This window comes from Dyadobacter ginsengisoli DSM 21015 (assembly GCF_059568735.1).
Genome location: NZ_JCANTY010000002.1, coordinates 153,823 through 176,606, shown reverse-complemented (window position 1 = coordinate 176,606; position 22,784 = coordinate 153,823). Strand labels below are relative to the sequence as shown.

12 protein-coding genes are annotated in these 22,784 nt (G+C 49.6%); 11 read left to right on the top strand and 1 reads right to left on the bottom strand.

Annotated elements, in window-relative coordinates; all coding sequences use genetic code 11:
• The first annotated feature begins 200 nt into the window (after positions 1-200).
• The 4 genes from BP71_RS07140 (at position 201) to BP71_RS07125 (ending at position 12,257) form a co-directional block, all read left to right on the top strand.
• Positions 201-8,615: a DUF7948 domain-containing protein gene (locus tag BP71_RS07140; RefSeq protein ID WP_496377879.1), complete on the top strand. Its 8,415-nt coding sequence runs from the start codon at positions 201-203 to the stop codon at positions 8,613-8,615.
• Positions 8,616-8,701: 86 nt separating this feature from the next.
• Positions 8,702-10,177, top strand: a complete 1,476-nt coding sequence (locus BP71_RS07135; protein ID WP_496377878.1) for a hypothetical protein — start codon at positions 8,702-8,704, stop codon at positions 10,175-10,177.
• A 36-nt stretch (positions 10,178-10,213) separates the two neighbouring features.
• Positions 10,214-11,440: a T9SS type A sorting domain-containing protein gene (locus tag BP71_RS07130; RefSeq protein WP_496377877.1), complete on the top strand. Its 1,227-nt coding sequence runs from the start codon at positions 10,214-10,216 to the stop codon at positions 11,438-11,440.
• Between the two features lie 145 nt (positions 11,441-11,585).
• Positions 11,586-12,257 carry a LuxR C-terminal-related transcriptional regulator gene (locus tag BP71_RS07125; RefSeq protein ID WP_496377876.1) on the top strand — a complete coding sequence of 224 codons (672 nt, stop codon included), beginning with the start codon at positions 11,586-11,588 and terminating at the stop codon, positions 12,255-12,257.
• 233 nt (positions 12,258-12,490) lie between these two features.
• Here the strand turns inward: BP71_RS07125 and BP71_RS07120 are convergent, their stop codons facing one another.
• Complete coding sequence (locus tag BP71_RS07120; RefSeq protein WP_496377875.1) at positions 12,491-13,468, bottom strand: serine hydrolase domain-containing protein; 978 nt, start codon at positions 13,466-13,468, stop codon at positions 12,491-12,493.
• Between the two features lie 400 nt (positions 13,469-13,868).
• Here BP71_RS07120 and BP71_RS07115 point away from each other — a divergent pair, with 400 nt between their 5' ends.
• The 7 genes from BP71_RS07115 to BP71_RS07085 all read left to right on the top strand — a co-directional run bounded on the left by BP71_RS07115 (position 13,869) and on the right by BP71_RS07085 (position 22,766).
• Positions 13,869-14,090: a hypothetical protein gene (locus BP71_RS07115; RefSeq protein WP_496377874.1), complete on the top strand. Its 222-nt coding sequence runs from the start codon at positions 13,869-13,871 to the stop codon at positions 14,088-14,090.
• A 423-nt stretch (positions 14,091-14,513) separates the two neighbouring features.
• Positions 14,514-17,531, top strand: coding sequence for a SusC/RagA family TonB-linked outer membrane protein (locus BP71_RS07110; protein ID WP_496377873.1), 3,018 nt, complete (start codon positions 14,514-14,516; stop codon positions 17,529-17,531).
• Positions 17,532-17,614: 83 nt separating this feature from the next.
• On the top strand, positions 17,615-19,069 hold the full coding sequence (locus BP71_RS07105) for a RagB/SusD family nutrient uptake outer membrane protein (RefSeq protein ID WP_496377872.1): 1,455 nt from the start codon (positions 17,615-17,617) through the stop codon (positions 19,067-19,069).
• A 19-nt stretch (positions 19,070-19,088) separates the two neighbouring features.
• A complete protein-coding gene (locus BP71_RS07100; protein ID WP_496377871.1) occupies positions 19,089-20,087 on the top strand; it encodes a nucleoside hydrolase in 999 nt (332 codons plus the stop codon).
• 71 nt (positions 20,088-20,158) lie between these two features.
• Positions 20,159-21,091 carry a nucleoside hydrolase gene (locus tag BP71_RS07095; RefSeq protein WP_496377870.1) on the top strand — a complete coding sequence of 311 codons (933 nt, stop codon included), beginning with the start codon at positions 20,159-20,161 and terminating at the stop codon, positions 21,089-21,091.
• Positions 21,092-21,109: 18 nt separating this feature from the next.
• Positions 21,110-21,988 (top strand): AraC family transcriptional regulator, encoded by an 879-nt coding sequence (locus BP71_RS07090; RefSeq protein ID WP_496377869.1) that lies wholly within the window; start codon positions 21,110-21,112, stop codon positions 21,986-21,988.
• The gene (locus BP71_RS07085; protein WP_496377868.1) at positions 21,981-22,766 is read left to right on the top strand and encodes an SDR family NAD(P)-dependent oxidoreductase; all 786 of its coding nucleotides are present in this window, start codon (positions 21,981-21,983) and stop codon (positions 22,764-22,766) included. Before BP71_RS07090 ends, BP71_RS07085 begins: the two co-directional genes overlap by 8 nt.
• The last annotated feature ends 18 nt before the right edge of the window (positions 22,767-22,784 follow it).

Sequence of the window (22,784 nt, the reverse complement as noted above, 5' to 3'; positions counted from 1 at the left end):
TTGGAAATTTAGAGAAGCAGTATACACATAACCGTTACCCATTCCAGGGAGCTATTACCAGATACCTTCAGCAGGAAGCGCATTTTCCTGAGCGGATAGGTATGTCCATTCATTATTTCCTCACAACATCCCCGATGCCTATGACAAAAAACCAAAGCAATTATTTCATCCGTCCATTGTTTCATTCAATTCAACTAAACATGCAAAGACCATTACAATTGATATTGGCTTGCTGGCTATTGGTAGCGCATGTACTATGTGCCCAAAAAGCGCCCCTTGCAAGAGGAGCCACCGGGAATCAGATTTCCGGGATCGATCAGGCCAGACAATCGCATTCTTCTCCAAACGACAAGAATGCGAAAGAGTGGATTACCCGGGAACAGACAGGCTTCCTGGAAAACAAAGGTCAGTTACTCGACCAGGCAGGCAGGCCCAACAGGCTGGCCAAATACCTGTTGACCAGGCCGGGATTAAACGTACAACTCCGGGCGACCGGGTTTAGTTACGACACCTATTCCCGTACTTCCGGCGGAAAATACGCTTTTCACCGCGTCGATATCGAATTGGAGGGAGCCAACCCATCTGCGGGAATAGCGGCCGCGGAGCCAATCGGATCTCCGCGGAACGTGGTCAACGGGACGGGAGAGTTTTATGGTATCAACCAATATCAACGGCTTACCTACCAAAACATTTACCCCGGGATCGACCTTGAATTTGTTGCCGTTGCGGGGAATGACAAACCAGTTGAATACAACTTCATTGTACATCCGCAGGCAGATCCCTCATTGATCCGGTTAAAATACAAGGGCGCCGACCAGACCATGTTGAAAAACGGAAAGGTCGTGATGAACCTGCGCCACGGAAAGCTGAGCGAGGAAATCCCCGCGAGCTGGCTGGCTCAGACGAGAAAGGCTGTGAAAGTAAACTACAAATCGCTGGACGGCGATTTGTACGCATTTAACGTGCCTGCATACGACAAAAGCAAAACGCTGATCATCGACCCGACACCTGATCTGAGTTGGGCCACCTATTATGGAGGAACCGGCGCAGACCAGATCATGGCAACCGACACAGACCCTCAAGGCAACATTTACGTGACCGGGACGACCACCAGTACCGCTAACATTGCCAGTTCGGGCTCCTATCAGACTTCGATGGCAGGAGTATCTGATATTTTTATCGCTAAATTTAGCGCATCGGGCCAGCGTCTTTGGGCTACCTATTATGGTGGCAGCGCCGCCGATGAAGCCTATGGGTTGACCTACCACAATGGGAAGCTGTTTATCGCAGGGCAATCTGCCAGCACCGGACTTGGTACTGCCGGAACACATCAAAGTACTTATCTCACCCAACCACCTACTGTTGTAAGGCCAGGCATTTTGGCACAGTTTGATGCAGGTACAGGCCAGCGCAATTGGGCCACCTACTATGGAGGTGTACGTAATTGCTTTCTTGAAACGGTACGTGTGGATGCAGCCGGAAATATATTCGCTTTCGGTGGCTCTGAGCTGAACACCTTCCCTATACAAACCAACGATCCCGGAAATACAGCGACAGCAGGCACTTTCCGCCAGACAGGTGGCTCGTCAACCAGCTTTCTTGTGAAGTTTAATGCTGCCGGAGTAAGGCAATGGGCCACCTTTGTCGCCGGGGCAGAAGTAAAGTCTCTTAATGATTATCCTGCTGGCCTTGCGCTCCGGCTAGATACTAGCGGCAACGCCTATGTCGCAGGATATGCAAGTGAGAACGTTAGTTACGACGGCAATTTACCGGCAAATGTGGGAGAAGGCACCGTCGCTTCCGGCGATCATGGATATCTTGCAAAGTTTTCAGGGAGCAACGGAGCACGCCTTTGGGGGCGTTTTTATCAGGGAGCGATCCAGGACATCCAGTTGGACGAAACCAACGGATTGATCCAGGCTGTGGGCGTTACTACCAGTGCAACAGGAATAGCTTCCGGCGGCGCATATCGAAACGCAATTAGCGCCGCCCAAGACGGTTTCTGGACAACTTTTGACATCAATGGTCACTATTTACGAGGTACCTATCTTGGTGGCCAAAGTGGAGAAACCATGGCTCTCGACGTAACAGAGGACGACACCGGAAACCTGATAATCCTCGGACAAAGTAACACGTCAGGTTCGGAATTGGCCTCGGATTGCTCGTATCAGATCAACCCACGCGGACAATATGACGGCTTTATCAACAAGTTCGATCCATCAACCGGGCAGAGAATTTGGGGAACCTATCTGGGCGGTGCCGGAAACGATTATATTGCCAATAATATAAACTTATCAAGTTTAAACAGTGCCTCCAAAGGTTCTAATCTGGCCATTGGGGATGGTGGAAGTATCATCGTAGGAGGCTATGCCGAGGCCGGGAGCAGTAATCTGTCCACTTCGAATGCCTACCAGCAAAATCATGCGGGTGGCACCTACGATGGAGTAATATTCAAATTTGATATGGGCGAATTGCCCGCCAATTTTGCTGTTTCGTCAAGCACATTAAGCCCGGCCAGCCAAACAGCCTGTATTCTCGGTATTCCTGGTATAGTTACAGGAAATGCCGTGGGCATTTTGGCTCCCGCAGGATACGCCCGGAAGCTATTCTATCAATGGCAGAAATCTTCTTCGGCAACAGGCCCGTGGGAAAATCTTCCAGGCGAAGTTTTTAAAGATTTACAGCCACTGGCTTCGCAAGCGACCGTTTACTATCGCCGTCTGGTTAAAGTCAACAGCGACTACTGTAATCAGGTAGTCGTCGACTCGTCGAGCGTGGCCTCCGTGCTCATCAACGCCGATGTGTCCCCGATCGCCAATGCGGATGGCCCGCAATGGTATGTCTGCGGACCCGGCTCGAACACCGTTACACTGAACGGCTCGGCAACAGGCGGAACCACGGGATATAACTATCAGTGGTTTGAAGGAAGCACTAGCACGGGAACGTTGCGCGCAAGTACCGCCGCATGGACGACGCCGGCAATTACACAGGCTACGACCTACACCTTGCAGGTAACCGATGCGGCAGGTTGTAAGGATATCGATCAGGTGACCCTCGTTCCGGCTGTTGCCAATGCAGGTATCGACCAATCTATCTGCCAGGGTACGGGAGGCGTACAGCTTGGTAAGCAGCCTGTGGCAAGCCCTCTGGTAACTTACAACTGGACGGTGGTTTCAGGAAGTCCGCTGTCTACATTGAGTTGTACTACTTGTGCCCAGCCTATCGCTACTCCAACGGTCGCCACGACTTACCGCCTGACGGTAACCGTGACACGCAAAGGTGGCGCCACTTGTACTTCTACCGATGATGTGATTGTAACGCCGGTCAGCGCGCCGAACAACACGCCTGTATTTGCAGGAACCGACAAAACTATTTGTAAGAACGCAACCGTAGTTTTGGGGGGCACAGCGGATAATACATTTGCTTACACCTGGACATCCGGCCAATACCTTTCCGCTTCACAGGTTCCCAATCCGACTTTCAATGCGGGAACAGCAGCAGTTACCGGTGGTTATATCAGCTACACCGTAACTGCCGTAAAAGCGGGGTGCGCATTCACCGACGATGTGAAGGTATCGGTAATCAACTCGCGCATCAGCTTCCAGAATGAGCTGAAATGCGGCCCACTGTGGGTTACGCACGCAGACGAAGACAACGCGCCTGGTACTACTTACACATGGACCGTCGTTTCGGGTAATGGCGCGGTGCTGCAAACTTCCGACAAGGGCAAGAATGCCTACCTGAAAAGCAACAGCGGTGTGACTAAATTCCGTCGTACCGTGACTTTGAATGGAGTAAGTTGCTCAGCAGACGTAGATGTGGAACCATGTACGGGAGGCGGTTGCGATTTTGAAATCGTAACGCTTTCGGGCCAAGGCTGTCCGAAAGTATTCGGCGCTACCGCGCTTCGACTAGGAACGACCCTTTCCGCTTCGGATTATAACTTTTCATGGAGCCCTGCCAATCTGGTAGACAATCCGAATGCATCGAGTGTAAACATCACTTCTTCGGCACAGGCTACCATTACCGTGACTGTAACCAGCAAGTACGATGCATCCGTCACCTGCCAGAAATCGATCGTGATCAATCCTCCGGGATGGACGTTACCGGTATTTGGTGCACCTGATAAATATACTTGTCCGGGCACCGCTATCCAGATCGGTACCACACCTGTTGCGGGCTTTACCTACGCATGGACGCCTGCAGCAGGCCTTAGCGCAACGGACATTGCCAACCCTATCGCCAATGTGGCTTCTACGCGGGCATTTTACGTAACTATTAAGGAAACCGCGTCGGGTTGTGTGAACAAAGACACTGTATCCATAATTGTTCCGCCTGCTCCAGTAGCCAATGCAGGAAACGACCGCGCGGTTTGTAACGGATCTACCGTCACACTTGGCTCCGCTGCCCCTGCCGGAACCAGCTGGACCTACTCATGGGAACCATCCAACACGGCATGGACCAACGGCACCGGACCAAGCGACGCGCAACCACAGGTACAATTCGCTTTCTCGACACCACAATCCTACATTCTGACCGTAACCGACCCACTGACCGGTTGTATGGACAAGGATACGGTTGTGCTCAGAAATACTGTTACAACCGGAGAATATGCCGGTGCCGCCAAAGCAACCTGCCAGGGCGTACCTGCGCAATTGGGCCGCGACGCGGAGCCATTTGCACAATACGAGTGGTTTATGGCTGATGGCGTGACGCCTGCAACCGGTTTGAGCAATAATACGGCGGCTAATCCGACCGTGACCACTCCGAATGCAACCGCTACTTACGTGGTAAAGGTGAGCTTCCCGGGTTGTAATACCCCGATGACCGACCAGGTAACACTCACGGTGAACCCTGTAACAGGACTTGAACTGATTGACAAGAATGTTTGTCCGGTTGGCCCGATCGCGATTGGTTACGGCGCTGCCGGAAACCCTGCCGCTCCTGTGGGCGCTACCTACGCATGGGCACCTGCAACGGGACTAAGCAGCACTACAGTTGCCAATCCGACTGCCACTGTAACCCAGGAACGCATTTACACCGTAACCGTCACTTTGGCAAGTGGTTGTACTTTCACCGATGAAGTGAAGGTGACGCCTTCTGCCAATGCTGGTTCGGATCCTACGCTGTGTCCTGGTGAATCCACAACTATCGGTACCGCCGCCATCGCAGGCGCTGCCTACTCGTGGACAGGCGCTGGTATCGTAGGCGCCAACAACGTAGCCCAGCCTACCGTGAAGCCGACTACAACGACAACCTACACAGTTAGCGTGACATTAAACGGCTGTACCACGACCGACCAGGTGGTCGTAACGCTTAACGCTCCTGCTGATTTCGCGATCACCGGTAACACCGCGATTTGTGAAGGCGGCGCTGCGACGCTCTCATTGGCTGGCACTCCCGCTGCCAACACGACCTGGCAATGGAGCCCATTGGCCGGCGTTTCCAACCCAACCGGTACTTCTACTACCGTAGCCGCTACTTCTACCCAGACTTACCGTCTGACGCAGACCAACCTGAACACCGGTTGCAGCAACTACAAAGAAGTGGTGGTTATGGTTAATCCAAATACCATTGCAGCTACTGTTGGCAATGTGGCGCTTTGTGAGGGTACTTCGGCTTCCCTGCCTTTGAATGTGACTTCTTCTGGTAACTATACCTACGTATGGGTACCATCGGTAGGTCTTTCCAATGCATTCGTTGCCAATCCGACTGTTTCGACTGGTTCTCCAAGAACTTACACGGTTACCGTAACCGACAATGTAAGTCAATGCCAGTTGGTGAAACAAGTTAATGTGGCAGTTAATGCACCTGAGGCATGTTTTGCACCGGTAACGCTGACCGGTAACGTATTCCACGATGCCAATGCATTGAAAGATGTGACTGTCAACACAACTTCTGCTAACCCGATCCCGACCGGTCTTTATGTGACCCTGGTGGATAACACGGGTGCGGCAGTAAAAACAGTGCCAGTCAATGCTAACGGCACTTATGATTTTGGTGTAACCACTCCCGGCGACTACAGCATCGTATTACACCAAACTTTGGCTGGGTCTACCGTGCCAAGCCTTCCCGCGGGATGGGTGAACACGGGCGAGAACCTGGGCGAGGGCGTAGGTAGCGATGCGGCCGTGAACGGTATCCTCACCGGCGTCACCGTGGCGGGCACCAATGTGACCAATGCGAACTTCGGCGTACAGCAACCTCCGGTAACCATTGGCGGCACTGAGCCTACCAAGCCAAACCCTGGAGGTACAAACTCTGTAGACCTTACTTCGCATTTCGGCCTGACCGATCCTGACGGAGCTGTGCAATCCATCACATTCACAAAATTCCCTGAGGATGTGACCACGATCACTATCAATGGCACGACCTACGTGGCGCCGGGAACAACACCGGGAGGAGGTCAGCAGGTTTGGCCGGGTGGTAACCTGACCGTTCCTGCAACAGGTTGGTCTGTGCTGGTGGACCCTGTCGATGGCGGTGCGGAAGTGGAAATTCCATTCTTTGTGACCGACAATGGCGGCCTGGAAAGCAACGTCAGCACCGTAACCGCTGATTTCACGATCCCAACCGTAAGCCTTTCAGGTAATGTATTCCATGATGCGAATGCATTGACGGACAACACGGTCAATACTTCAGGCTCGGTGACTACCATTCCAAGCGGATTGTTCGCGACATTGGTGGATAACACCGGCAATGCGGTTGCCACCGTCCCCGTGAATGCAAATGGCACTTACGACTTTGGTGATGTGGAGCCAGGCACGTACAGCGTGGTATTACACCAAACAGCAGCTGGTTCGACGACGCCAAGCCTGCCAACCGGCTGGATCAACACTGGCGAGCACCTGGGCGCGAATGCGGGAAGCGATGGAACGGTGAATGGTATTCTGCCAAACATTGTGGTAACTGCTACCGATGTGACCAACGCAAACTTTGGGGTACAGCAGCCGCCGGTAACGACTGACGAAACGCTGCCGTCTTCACCAAACCCTGGCGGAATATTGACCGTAGACATTTCGGATGATTTCAATTTCGAGGATCCGGACGGAACGGTAGAAACGATCACTTTCACCGAATTCCCTGAGAACGTCACGACTGTAACTATCAACGGAACAACCTACGTAGCCCCGGGCGAAACGCCAGGAACAGGCCAGCAGGTATTCCCAGTAACAGGCGTAACGGTTCCTGTAACTGGTCTGGAAATACTGATTGACCCAGTGGATGGCAACCCGACTGTTTCCGTGCCATTTACAGTAACCGACAATGGCGGTCTGGAAAGCAACGAAAGTACTGTCACCAAGCCGTTCACAACCCCTGTAGTTCACCTGTCAGGTAATGTGTTCCATGATGCGAATGCACTGACGGATAACACTGTCAATACCCCGGGTTCTGTGACAACTATTCCGACTGGTTTGTACGTGACTCTCGTAGACAATGCTGGTAACCCTGTCGCAACCGTTCCGGTAAATGCAGATGGTTCTTATGACTTCGATGAGGTAGAACCGGGCACGTACAGCGTGGTATTGCACCAAACAGCAGCTGGTTCGACGACGCCAAGCCTGCCAACCGGCTGGATCAACACTGGCGAGCACCTGGGCACGGATGCAGGAAGCGACGGAACCGTGAATGGTATTTTACCGGCCATCGTGGTAACGACCACCGATGTGACCAATGCCAACTTCGGCGTGCAACAGCCGCCGGTTGCGGATTCGAAGGACTACATCATAGACCAGCCGCAGATTAACCAGATCATCCCCCTCGATGGTACCCATGTAAGCACTGGTCCGGGAACCACTTCCCCAGGCCAACTCACCGGTACAGACCCTGAGGATGGTACGCTGAACGGCTCGGGCAAAGACCGAACCGTGGTGATCACCACCCTGCCGAACAACGGGGAACTGTATTACAACGGCATCCTGGTCACGGAAGGACAAGTGATCCCGAACTACAACCCTGCATTGACGACCATCAAGCTGACCGGAACAGGCTACACCAGTACCACTTTCGAATATGCTTATGTAGACGAGGCCGGTGAGCAATCGCCACCTGCGCCTTACACGATCCGTTGGGAGAAACCGCTTCCAGTGACGCTGGTGTCCTTCACTGCCACCGCACGTGAAAATGCCGCTGAACTAAACTGGGTGACTTCGGAAGAGACCAACTCGGAACGTTTCGAGGTCCAGCGCAGCATTGACGGCAAGGCATGGACAGCAATCGGAAGCGTGAAGGCAGAAGGTGAAAGCAAGGTGCGGAAAAGCTATTCATTCGCAGATCTGAAAACGGTTCAGGGAAACAATCTGTACCGCCTGAAAATGATCGATGCCGACAGTAGCTTCGCATTCAGCAGCATCAGAAGCGTTCGTTTCGAAAGCAAGCTGGAAAGCAGCATTTATCCTAACCCTGTGAGCAATGAGCTGACGCTCAAAGTGACCAGCTGGAAACAGGTGAAAGCCATCCGGATCGACAACCTGGCAGGTTTGCAGGTTTACAGCTCCGGACCGGTTGAATCGGGTAAAGTAGATGTAAGCAAGCTGAATTCAGGAATCTACATCCTGCGCATCACACACACTGACGGATCTGTTCACACACACAAATTCGTCCATATTAAATAATGCATAACGCTGGATAAGCGACAATGGGGCCGCAGCCGAAGCTCTTTTCGCTGCGGGCCTCGTTGTTAAAATTCATTCTAACAACTATGAAAATCCACTTTTCCAAAGTAATGAAAGATAAAGCAGCCGATGTCAGGCAGCTTGGCCGGCGACTGGGCTGCGTGGCATCTGCACTCCTGCTATCAACAGCCGTATTCGATTCGGTAAAGGCTGACGGTATCGGCTTTGATCCTGCCATCAAGCCAGGACAAATATTCGTCGGTGGTCTTAGAGGTATCCCGGCAAAGCAATATACTTACGTTTATTTGAAAGAAGGGGAATCACTTTCTTATCAGATCGAAAGTGCGGTTGGTAACAGTTCGACGAACTTCATTGCTTACTCGTTTTACTCTCCCCAGGGCAAGGTCGGTACAACCGAGACGATATCCGGTACAGACGGAGCGGCCCACACGGGTAGTATAACAGCAACTGCACAAACGGCAGGTATCTGGACCATAGAACTGATCCTGACCGGCACGCTTAACACGTGGCGGTATGATTTTAACGCGGTGTCCGACGCTTCGGATCCTGCTGGTAGCAGAATCGGAGGCCGTGTCTATATGGAGATACTGAATCTTACTCAAGGTACAACGGCCAGTCCCGTTGACATTCCCCTTTACCTTCACACGCCCTCGGGTCACAAGTATGACGTGGTTTTTAAAGGCTATAATGGTATTTCATCAAGAATCGCATCGGACCAATTCGGAATAACATCCAAAGACGATTGCGGTGTTTCGGTTTACCGAAGCGCGGAGGCGGCAGATCTGGGTATCCGAGATGTCAACCTACCCACCTGCGGCGTTCAAAATAAGCTGTTCTTCTCTGCTTCCGATCCGGCGCTACCAGCTTCTGCCCCCAGATGGGATACTGTCCTGGATCAAATGACAAGTGAATGGCTGAACCCCGCCTTATCAGGACCTGTGGTGACGGAACTTGCCTATGCTTCGGCCGGTAGCGGTACAAATAGTCTGGCCGGAGACTTTACATTGAAAATTTCTGACCACATAGGTACTGCCACACTGCAACTGGATCTGGACAATGACGGGGTTTACGGCGGAAGCAACGACCGGAGTATTCCATTTTTAGTTGCCAATGCCAATACGATTACTGTTGCGTTCGACGGGCTCGGCGCCAGTGGCTCACCTCTTCCCGCAGGGAGCACGATCAAAGCCAAGGTACTGGTAGATAAAACCGGGGAAGTACATTTCACGATGCTCGATGTTGAATTGCTGGCAGGGGTTAAAATCACCAGAACGACGGGCGATCCGGCGAATGCCACCCTGCTATATTGGAATGACACCCTCTTGACAGATGCAGGAAGAACGTCTGTAACACCTCAAAAAAATGGTACTAATGGTGTCGACAGCAACAGCGCCACAGGTGTTCATGGATGGAGCGGAAACGGGTCCAACGAATGGGGTAATGACCGAATGATCGATAACTGGACTTATGCGAGCGCCGCGGCTACCCAGGAAATCACTGTCGAAAATTGCGCTGCAAACGCAGGAACTATCAGCAGATAAGCATCAGAATATAAACTTCAATCAAACGAAACATCAATGTACAAAAAACGACAATTGGTGAGCGTAAGGTTATGGCTTTCGATGCTCTGCCCCTTTTTGCTCGCCGCATCGCTACCCGCTACCTCAAATGCGCAATGCAACTACAATGAGGGCGCAAGCCCCACTTTCAACATCGCGGGTAGCAATACTTCGGCTGGCTACTCGACCGTCGTAGTTGCAACTGACGATGCGGGAAATATCCGGTACCTTTCCGGCACCACCAGCAAGCAGCTGGCAAATCTGACAGCTGGCAAATACGATGTGTATTCGTTCAACTACCAGGGGCCGGCACCGGCATCGCTGGCCGTGGGCGGCAATGTTTCCGCATTGCTTGCCGGGGCATCCTGCGCGGCGCTTTCTTCGCCGATCCGCATTGGCGTATGCAAATGTACCGATGAGCTGGCCGCCGACGGTAGTTTGACCCTGGCGCTCACTGCTTCGGGACAGAACACCCGGGCTGACTATAACCAACAATACCTGCTGCTCGGCCCGGACGGCAAGATCAGCACCATCAGCAGCACACCCAGCTTCCAGGTGACGGAGGTCAATAGCTATTCCGTTTACGGGATCAATTACAAAACCACCGGAGGCCTGTCAGGCCTGGCGGTCGGAAATGATCTGGCGGCACTGACTGGCGAATGCTATGACCTGACTACGCCGCTGGACTTGAACGTCTGCCCGGCAGGCGCGCTTCCGGTCACACTGATTTCCTTCCAGGCTAATGCCGCTGAAAATGTGGTACAGCTTACCTGGTCTACTTCGGAAGAAACCAACAGCGACCGTTTTGAGATCCAGCACAGCCTCGACGGGAAACGGTGGAATGCGATCGGGAACGTGAAATCCGAAGGTGATAGCAAGGTGCTACAAACGTATGCATTTACCGACCTCCAGCCGGTGAGCGGCAACAACCTTTACCGCCTCAAAATGATCGATCGCGACAGCACTTTCGCATTCAGCAGCATTAAAAATGTTCGTTTCGAGAACCTGGTGACCAGCAGTATTTACCCCAACCCTGCCGAAGATGTGCTAAACCTGAAAGTAGTTGACTGGAAACGGGTCAAAAACGTCAGGATCAATAAGCTGTCGGGCGCCCGGGTTTACGTCTCCGACGCCGTACAGTCCGGTACCATCGATATCAGCAAGCTCGATGCGGGTATTTACATTCTTCGCCTCATTCACACAGACGGATCGGTTCACACACACAAATTCGTCCGCGGTAAATAGCCATAACTCTGGTAAAGAACATAGCATCGCGCCGGAAAGACCTTCTGGCGTGACTGCATGTCTTGAAAGAATCAATCTCAAAAATATCCTTAGTCGGCATTTAACTGGCAGCAGTGAATATCACCGTTTAGACCCACTACTTAAAATGAACATTTTATTAATTCATGAGCATACCCTGATGCATGAAGGTATGCAACATACTTTGAATGAAATTTCTACTGACTATGTGCTTTTTCAAGCCCAGACTATTCAACTGGCATTACTGATTTTGGACAAAGTTCAAATTGAAATTGTCATTAGTGAGATTAATATCAGTGGCACGTCGGCGATAAACATGATCGCAACTCTTAAGGCATGCAGGGAAGACCTTAGTATCCTATTCTATTCCAAGTTTTCGGAGAGACTTTACGCTTTGCCGTTGTTGAGAGCCGGTGCTGACGGTTTTTTATCCAGTCAATCGGAGGTGTCTGAGCTGATCAAAGCAATTACGAGTATTTCAACAGGACGAAAGTATCTGAATGTTGAATTTCTCTACGCGCTCATTCAACAGGTTGACATCCCTCGCAGTAACACCAGGGATAAGGGCAAGTACCTGGAATCAATAGAGAATTTGTCAAATAGAGAGCGCTCTGTCATGGTAGCACTGATGCAGGGTAAAACAACCAAGGAAGTTTCTCATGAACTCAAATTAAAAAACAATACGATCAGCACTTACAAGAGGCGAATATATCGGAAAATGAATGTCAACGATCAGCATGAATTGAAAAGCAAGTTTGCAATCTTTAACCATGATCACCTGCGGCAAAAATTCATTTAGCTGGCAATACATTGTTATCGTAAGGCAGCCGGAGAGTCGTTTAGTTGTGGAATTTCTATAACTAACGGCTTTTTCAATAAAGAATCTCTTTTCAAAGGCGCGTAATGACAATTGAATTTTTTCGAGATATTGCATACCGGTAAGTGTTTAATTGTTCAATGTGAATCCTTCACCTGCAGCAAATTATAATTTTGTGGCTTTCAGACCCGAACCGGTGTTTTTATCAAAATGGCTCAGGGATACTTTTTTGTTTCAATTGTCACTATGGCCTGGCCTTGCGCGCCAAGGTAATAGTTCAGCAAATCAGGATAAAGCTGGATACCATTGTCCGAATTGGTAAAGATCACCAACCCCCTTTTTGATTTGGGAAGTATAATAGCAATGGTATGTACGCCCGGGTCATGACCACCGTGTGACATGGCATATTCGGAGTTTCCGACCGGATCATATAGGACCCACCCGAGGCCCATGTAAGTACCGGGTTTTCTTTCGACCTGGTGGCTGACCATTTCTTCGAACAAGTCTTTCTTCAACCCTGCGCCATCAAGAATCCATAGGACAAACTTACAGTAATCGTTTATGGTGGTTTTTAACAGGTCGGCCGCATTAGGCATTGTATTTCTTATAATTTCCAACTGCTTTCCTGCCGCATCAAAAGGATAGGCAAAACGATGGTCATCGGCGACATTCCAGGTAAAGCGCGTGTCGGTTAATCCAAGTGGCGTAAAGATGATTGAGTCGGCTAGTTTGTCCAGAGGACGATGAAACTTATTTTCCAACGCATGCCGTAAATATTCAAACCCTTCTCCCGAATATTGATACCTGGTGCCCGGATCGGACTGGAAAGCCAGCTTTCCTCCTGGTAATTCGGTGCGCCAGTTTGGAAACCCAGTTCGGTGTGTAAGAATGTTCCGCGTCGTGAGTTGCCGACTTCTGGGGTCGTCCCTTATATCGGGATCTGTGAAATACTGTGCTACCGGCTCGTCCAGTTTCCACTTCCCGGCATTGACCAGATTTAGCGTCACCATGGTGGTTATCGTTTTGGTAATGGAAGCCACATTGAATACTGCTTTTTCCTGTGAGGGAATACCGGGTTGAAGTTCACCAAACATCTTAATAGTTTTGATTTTGTCGTTTTGAATGTAACCAACAGCCAGGGACGGAACATTCTTTTTCTTCAGCCAGCGTGTGACCGCAAGGGAGTCGTCCATATTTGGCATCGTGTTAACAGGTCCTTGTGACTTTGCCGGGGAAGCAATCAGACAAAATAGCAAGGTTAACAGGTTTAAGTGCATCCTCAGAATCTCTTTGTATTTGGACAGACGGAATTGTTTAAAAGATTGCATCAGCGTGTTGTTTAGTATTTGACGGGTTTGTTACGGAAAGGGATCTAAATGTTATGTTGCATTGCAAAGGCAGGCTTCTGCTGATATGCCTATAAGACTGCCTATCTGGGAAAAGGGTTACATTTAATTTCGGTGAATAAATACTGACGAGAATATGTCCGCTGCGATACTTCCCCCGATGTTACGGAGTACGAGAGGACTGGCAGCTTTATTGGTGGCGCCTTAGGGATGAAATACTTTGTAGCTTACATTTGCACTGGCAGGTATGGCGGTCGCGTTTCCAGTCGGTATTGGCATCGCGCTGGTGTGGGGTGTAGTGCTGAATTATTTGGATGATCCGGTCGGTGACGCGTTGCTACTATTCTCCGGAGTCGCGCTTGTAGTTGGCAGAATCTTGCTCAGTGATTTTACGTATAGGTATGACAGTTCGCGAAAGAAGAAGCGTTTCCACGTGGACTTTTTCTATCTGTGCCCGCGGGCATTCTGATGGGCCTCTTTCGTAAATATGTGGCGGCTCCCATGTTTGCTGATTTCTCTACACCCAAAGCTGGAAAACTTAGTCCCTCGATCCTGAACGGGACGCTTGTTTGTATCCGGATGTTACGCGCCTAATCTTGCTTTAATCGCTGCGCCATTTGCGCAAGCAATGTTCTTGCTCATCGCAGGTGGAATCCCGATGGTAACCACTATTCTAACTTAAAAGGCTGTCATCACCTGAAATAGTTGCTAAAATAGTTTAAGCATCGGCTAATTCCGTTCATTTTGTCCTGATTTGGCGGACTACCTTTGTATTGGCTTAAAACAATATAATCAAATAATAGTCCTATTGTTTTTGCAAACCAAAAGTTTATGATGATGCTAAGGCGAATCTCTGGCAGAATCACGAAGATCTTTCTTATCCCTATATATTATGAAAAAGAATGTTCTACTTATCAAAAAAAAATGCTGCGAAATAGCCCTGGTCGGCTGTTGTTCGTTTATGCCGGGGTTCGGCGTAGCTTCTGCGACGGGCCACCCACACAAGTTTTTTTTGGATGAAATCAATCAGCAGGAGATTATCGGGCGGGTGACCGATGACAGAGGCGAAGGCGTTCCCGGAGTGAATATCACAGAGAAGGGGACCACCAATGGAACAATAACCGACATAGACGGAAAATATAAGCTTTCCGTCGCCGATCCCCAAAGCACACTCGTCTTCAGTTTTCTGGGCTACGTTTCTCAGGAAAAGCAGGTTGGGTCTCTTAGTCAGATCGACATTGTCCTCTTACAAGACGTCAAGGCCTTATCGGAAATAGTGGTGGTAGGATACGGAACGCAACGCAAGAGCGACATAACCGGTGCCATTTCGCAGATATCTCCCGAGAAAGTAAAAGCCGTACCGGTAGTATCTGCCGAACAGGTAATACAGGGCCAGGCCGCGGGTGTCGATGTTGTTGCGGCTGGCAATGCGCCCGGATCAGGGATGACGGTCCGGGTCAGGGGGCAACGGTCCATCCAGGCAGGAAATGACCCACTTTATGTGGTCGACGGGATTCCGTTCGACGGGGGATTAAACCAGATCAGTCCCAATGATATCCAGTCGGTCGAAGTACTCAAAGACGCCTCCTCAACTGCCATCTACGGATCACGTGGAGCAAACGGAGTAGTACTGATCACAACCAAGAGAGGCAGTGCAGGGAAGACTACCATAAGCATCGATTCTTACTTCGGCTTCCAATCCATTCTCAATAAGGTGGAGGTGCTGGGGGCTGAGGACTTTGTGAATTTCCGAAAAACGGCCCAGCGTCGACAGGATCTCAACACTATCTTAGCACCGGAGGAAATAGCAAACTACCAGGCAGGGAAATCGGTGGATTGGCAGGATCTATTACTATCAAAAAGTGCTCCTCAGCAAAATCACCAGCTGAGCCTGGCGGGGGGCAGCGATAAAACCAAATTTCTGATCTCGATGAATTACCTTCAGCAGAAAGGCATTATTGCGCCATCTGATTTTAACAGAGGTTCATTGCGGGTCAATTTGGATCATGAGGTGGGTAAGCGGCTAAAAGTTGGTGTCTCGTCTCTTCTGACACGCAGTTTAACCAACACCGTTGATGTAGGGAGTGCGTTGGTGGCAGCATCTCAGATCAGTCCGTTAGGCGATGTTTACGATCAGCACGGTGATCTGCTACTATTCCCTACCCAAAGCGAGCAGTTGGTTGTTAATCCATTAACCGATATAGTCAATAATATAAACAAAACATGGACCAACCGGATTTTCGGGAGTTTATTTGCCGAAATGACTTTTGGTAAGGGATTTAGTTATAGACTGAATTTCGGCCCCGATCTCACTTTTAATAACAACGGACGTTATATCGGCTCTGAAACCAATGCAAAAAAGGGGGCACTCGATGAGGGACAGAGCAACCGGTCAGAGTCATTTTCATATACACTGGAAAATATTATCCGGTATAATAACACCTTCAGGAACATTCACAAGCTGGACGTGACTTTCGTACACAGTATCCAAAGCCGAAAATATAATTATACCAATGTTAGCGCCCAGGGTTTTCCAACGGATCAGGTTGAATGGCAAAAGCTTTCAAGTGGGACGATCAAGGACTATGATACGGGATCAGAAGACTGGAAGCTTCTTTCATATATGATCCGGGTAAATTATAGCTTAAAAGATCGTTATCTGTTGACATTGGCCACGCGTATCGACGGTTCGTCACGTTTTGGCAGGCAACACAAATTCGGACTTTTCCCTTCGGCAGCTTTCGCCTGGAGAATAATCGAAGAAAGTTGGGCTCCCAAAACATCTTGGTTGAGTGACCTGAAAGCGCGGATAAGTTATGGCGAGGTAGGCAATACGGCGATTACACCTTACCAGACCATTGGTTCTCTGACGCGGTCTTCTTACCTCTTTGGTTCAAACCCGGCACTTGGCTTTGGCCCCGGCACGTTGCCTAGCCCCGATTTACGGTGGGAAACTTCGCGGCAACTGAATACCGGTATTGATTTTGGGCTATTCAATAACCGATTGACGGGATCGCTCGAATACTATCGTACGAAAACAGATGATCTTTTGCTAAGCCAATCCTTGCCCCCAACTACCGGCTATAGCAACATCATGACAAACATCGGATCTACTCGTAACACAGGTTTTGAAGTTACAATGCAGACTGTCAATATCGATAGCCCGTCCGGTTTTAAATGGACGACTGATGTCAACTTCTCAGCCAATAGGAACAAGATTCACAAACTGCTTGGCGACGGTAAGAACGATGTGGGGAATGCTTGGTTTATTGGGCAACCTATTCAGGTGTTTTACGACAACCGCTATACCGGAATCTGGCAGGAGTCGGAGGCGGACGAGGCTAAACGCTACGGCCGGACGGTTGGACAAGTGAAGGCCGAGGACGTGGACGGCAACGGGATCATTAACGCCAACGACCGTGTTATCCTGGGATCCCCATTTCCGAAATGGACAGGAGGCCTGACGAACACATTCAGCTACAAAGGGTGGTCATTCTCGTTTTTTATTTACACACGGCAAAAGTTCATGATCAATAGCCCTATTTATGCTTCCAATCTCGATAACCTAAATTCCCGTTACAATATTCCAGATTTTATAGATTACTGGACGCCGGACAATCCGAATGCGCGGTATCCAAGCCCGCTACCTATCGGCACCAGTAACCCCAACCTGAATACCCTGGGATATGTCGATGGATCTTACGTCCGCTTGCGCACCGTAACGTTATCCCATGATTTTGCTCCAAAGACCGCCCATAAAGTTGGCTTGCAGTCATTGCGAGTGTATGTCACACTTAACAATCCGCTCAATTTCACAAAGTTCAAAGGGTGGGACACAGAGGCAGGATCTTCGATAAACTCGTACCCGTCCACGAAGCTATTTTTAGCTGGTTTGAATCTAACCCTTTAAATTTCACCGTCATGAGAATACTTAAAAATACCACTCTGCTGACGCTCGTCAGTATGTTGTCAATTTCCTGCACGGAAAGCTATTTGAAGGAAGACCCGGTGTCGGTACTTAACCCCGCCAGTTTTTATACCAGTGAAGCTGGACTGACACAAGGCGTCAATGCCATCTATGCCAGTCTGCGTTCTATGTATGGTGAAGATGAAGGTGTCTTCTTTTTAGCACTGCTTGGCACCGATGAATTCCTGACGGGCAAGAACGTAGCAGGTGCATCTGTCGCCAAATACGACGCTAATTTCAACGCTACCCTAACGGCAACGGCTTCTGTATGGCGGAATTTATATAAAACGATCAACATCGCAAACACCGTTCTGGCTAACGAAAAAAATGCGACGATGGATTCGGTAGTAAAAAATCAGTTGATGGCGGAGGCCCGATTTCTGCGCGCGCATAGCTATTTTTACCTGGTTCAGTATTATGGAGACATCAGTTTGCTGACGGAACCGACAAATGGTCTTCAAACTGTATTTAAGCGGGATTCCAAGGAAGAAGTCTATCAATTGATATTGAAAGACTTACAATTTGCAGAGGCTAATCTTCCCGCATCTTCGACTCAATGGGGGCGATTGACAAAGACAGCGGCTCAGCATCAATTGGCCAAAGTGTATCTGGTACTAAAGGACTGGAAGGCCGCAGCTGAGAATGCATTGAAAGTAATCAACTCCGGTAAGCATAAATTGCAGACTGATTATGCGAAGCTATTTGACGTCGCTAACCAGACTAATTCCGAAATTATCTGGTCTATCCAATATGAAAACGACTTGCTGAATTCCGGAGCTACGGGGAATCTGGCGCATGCATGGTTTACCAACTCGTACAGTGATGTTCAGGGTATGCAGCGAACGCTCGAATGGGATCGTCCGTTTACCCGTTTTGCGCCCAGTAATCAATTAATGGGATTGTTTGACGAAACGAGGGATCAAAGGTGGAAAATATGGCGTCGGATAGAGGATTACTGGTATAACAACCCGACCTCCTTACCCACTGGAAAAAAACTGGGCGATCCGATCGACCCCAGCTGGAAAGGTAAACCGGAATTTCACTGGGCACTTAAAAAGTTTCAGGATCCGTCACGTATTTCTGTGAATGAAACCCGTGGTAACAAGGACTTTATAGTATTTCGGTTAGGAGAAACGTACTTATTAGCTGCTGAGGCATATCTAATGGATGGTAATCCAGCAGAAGCTGCGAAGTACTTCAATGAAATAAGGAAACGGGCAGCCCTGCCGGGTATTGATTTCACGATTTCACCAGCAGATTTGACACTTGATGCGATCCTTGATGAGCGTTCCCGCGAACTGGCAGGAGAAGTAAACCGACGTCAGGATTTAATTCGGACAGGGAAGCTGCTGGAGCGGGGCAGAAAATATGGTGACCCGGATGCGGCTGCTAATATGAAAGAATACCATATTTTACTACCTATACCTCAAAATCAGATCGATCTAACGACATCGGATTTTTCCCAAAATCCCGGCTACTAACCAAGAATGTTTCAGCAAAATGAAAGAGATTATTACGTTATTCCTGATTTGCCTTCTTAACATGTCAGCAAGGGGCCAGCAAGCTACCCGAATTATTTTCGATACCGATATGGACTCGGATGTTGATGATATCGGAGCACTAGCCATGCTGCATCATCTCGCAGATGCGGGCGAGGCCGAGGTGCTGGGTGTGATGGTATCGAGCCTGAACCCATGGTCCGCGCCGGCTGTCGATGTGATCAATACGTATTTTGGCAGGCCTGCCATGCCGATCGGAAATGTCAAACGATTTGGTGTATACCACCCGTCAAAATACGCCAGGAAAATCTCCGAAGAGTTTCCACAAGACGTAGGTTTGGGTGAGAACCTACCAGAAGCTACGCTTCTATACCGCAAGATACTCGCGAAGCAATCGGATCAGAGCGTGGTGGTTGTGACGGTAGGCGATCTGACAAATCTTTCCAAGCTACTGAGAACGGGTTCGGATACGATCAGCCCCCTGACAGGTCCTGAATTAGTCGCTAAAAAAGTCAAACATCTGGTCTGCATGGGTGGGAGATACCCGTACGACCAGGATCCGACTCCAAATGGCAATTTCAAACCCGACCCGCAATCGACCAAACATGTAGTAGAAGCATGGCCAACTAAAATTATTTTCACAGGTGGCGGCGCGTTTGCCGACCTGGCCCCAACAGGTAAAATCCTTTTTGAAGAGCCCTACAAAAAAACTCCGATGGGGCGGGCTTATCAATTGTTTCTGACGGGTTGGAACCGTAATTGGCACCATAGCGCCGACATCATCTCCGTTTACGTGGCGGTGCGGGGAGTAACACCTTTTTTCAAATTGCAGGAGAAAGGTTCCAACTACATCTTTGAGAATGGTACAAATGTCTGGCGGCTGGAACCGGACGACAAGCGGCATTTCCTGGTCAACGAATTTGGAGCGGGCATCGACCCGAACGAGGTTGCCAAAACCTTCGATCAACTCTTGATTAAAGCAACATCTAAAGGACAGTAGCATCAGAAATTCTTGAAAACATGGCAATGGTGAAATGGTATTGGCTATTCGGCATATTGAGTTTATGGGTAATGGGACACTCTTTTCCCGCTTCGCCCGCTAAAAAGCCGCTGTCGGTGATTCTGGATACGGACATGGATTCAGACGTCGACGACGTAGGTGCGCTTGCGATGTTGCATACATACGAGCGGTCGAAAAAGGTCAGGCTCTTGGGAGTCATTGTTACCAGCGACGAGGAGAACAGTGCGGCCTGTACCAGCGCGATCAACACATGGTTTGGGCGTGCGAATCTGCCCATCGGTGTCAGTCAGCGGGATTCGTTGAAATCATTTTCCAGGTATACTGCCAAAATTAAGGAAAACTACCCGCACGGAGTTACCAACCGAACAGCGGAAGAGGCCACCAAGGTGTACCGCCGTTTATTGGCCAGTCAACCCGATCAAAGCGTCGTTATCATAACCATTGGGCACCTTACTAGTCTGAGTCGGCTTCTTGGATCGCCAGCCGACACCATCAGTGCACTGACCGGGGAAGAATTGATTGCAAAAAAAGTCATCAGATGGTCGTGCATGGGTGGTCAGTTCCCGGCAGGGAAGGAAGCCAATTTTTACCGCCCAGACCCAGGTTCAACCCTTTATTGTTTGACTCATTGGAAGTTACCTGTGACTTTCGCCGGGTGGGAGGTAGGTGATTTGCTGGTTACAGGTGGAGCAAGGTTTAAGCAACGATGTCAATCCGCTAGTCCGGTTTACCAGGCTTATGCGCATTTTAACGGTTTCAAGGGCCGGGCCAGTTGGGACCAGGTTGCTGTGCTGGAAGCCGTAGAAGGCCCCGGACCGTATTTTAAAGTAGAACAAACTGGTTTTTGCAAGGTTTCGGCGGATGGCAGCAACGAGTGGAGACGGTCAGCTACAGCGCTCAGGCACGGTTACCTTAAAATAATGGCTCCGAACGTGCAGATCAGCGACAGAATCGAGGCGTTAATGCTGGGGGAGGAACAATAAAATCGTTAGCTTTTTGGTATGAAACCATTGCTGAAAGTAATCAGTAAACAGCAGAATGAACCGTTTGGGATCATGAACGTGCAAGACCCGTACTTTTTCCCGTCCTGGCATTTTCATCCGGAGCTCGAAATCATGTTCGTGCAGGAAGGAACCGGGATCCGGTTTGTCGGCGATAGCATGGAACGGTTCCAGCCCGGAGACCTGGTGCTGTATGGCAGCAATATACCCCACCTCTATCGCAGCGATCAGGAGTATTACCATAAAGGTTCTGGTCTTGTCTCCAAAGCAATGGTCATTTATTTTCGCGAGTCGTTTTTAGGTGATGACTTTCTGGGTTTACCCTCAACGGCCCCTATCCGTCGGTTGTTTTCCTTATCAAAACGTGGCATTAAGTTTAAAGGAGATGGAAGGGAGGTTCTGAAACGGCTCTTGCAGAATATTGATGAGAAAAAAGACGGTATCGAAAAGATCATTGACCTGCTTTCGGTCTTAAAAGTAATGGCCGAGACGAAAGAATATGAATTGCTTTCCAGCCAGGCGTTTGCGAAAACCATCAATGAAGATGAGTGTGAGCGCATCAACAAAGTGTACCAGTTTATTATTGACAATTACACCGAAAATCCTTCGCTTGACGACGTCTCCGGTATTGCCAACATGAGTTCTACCGCTTTCTGCCGGTACTTTAAATCCCATACCAACAAAACATACACGCAGTTTCTGAATGAGATTAAAATCGGAAGTGCTTGTAAGTTGCTTATAGATAATAGGTTAAGTATTTCTCAGGTTTGTTTCGAAACCGGGTTTAATAACTTCACCCATTTCAACAGTCAGTTCAAGAAAATCACCGGATTTACACCGACTCAGTACCAGTATTTACATTTTCATAACAATGAATGACTCGTTATCGCGATTCGGCCTCCATGGAAAACGCGCCCTGATCACTGGTGCCACGCAAGGAATCGGGTTTGCTATTGCCAAAGGACTGGGTGAAGCGGGAGCGTCGCTGATCATCAATGCCCGTAATCCGGAAAAACTGGCGACTTGTATACAGGAATTTCAGAATACCGGTATCAATGCACAAGGGGCGCTGTTTGATATTACAAAAGTGGATGAAGTAAAAGAGGCCATCCGGCAAATCGAGATGAGCGGTCCCATTGATATACTGGTCAACAATGCGGGTATTATCCGGCGAGCGCCGGCGGAAGAACTGAGAGAAGATGATTGGGAGGCGATGATCCTCACCAACCTGACTGCCCCGTTCATGGTTTCGAAATACGTTGGAAAGGCGATGATCGGACGGAAACGGGGTAAAATCATCAACGTCTGCTCGCTGATGAGCGAATTGGGCCGGGACTCCGTGTCAGGATATGCTGCGGCCAAAGGCGGTTTGAAAATGCTGACACGGAGTCTGGCGACAGAGTGGGGGACATATAACATTCAGGTAAATGGCATCGGGCCGGGCTACATCGCCACACCTATCAACACCAGTTACCGGGAACCCGGTAATCCACTCAACGAGTACATCATAAGCCGCACGCCGGCCGGCCGATGGGGGACACCCGAGGACCTGGTCGGAGCAGCGATCTTTCTGGCTTCCGGGGCATCGGATTTTGTCAACGGCCAGATCCTGTACGTAGACGGAGGTTTATTGAATACGTTTGGAAAGCCCTATTAGTCAAATACTTAAAGTGAG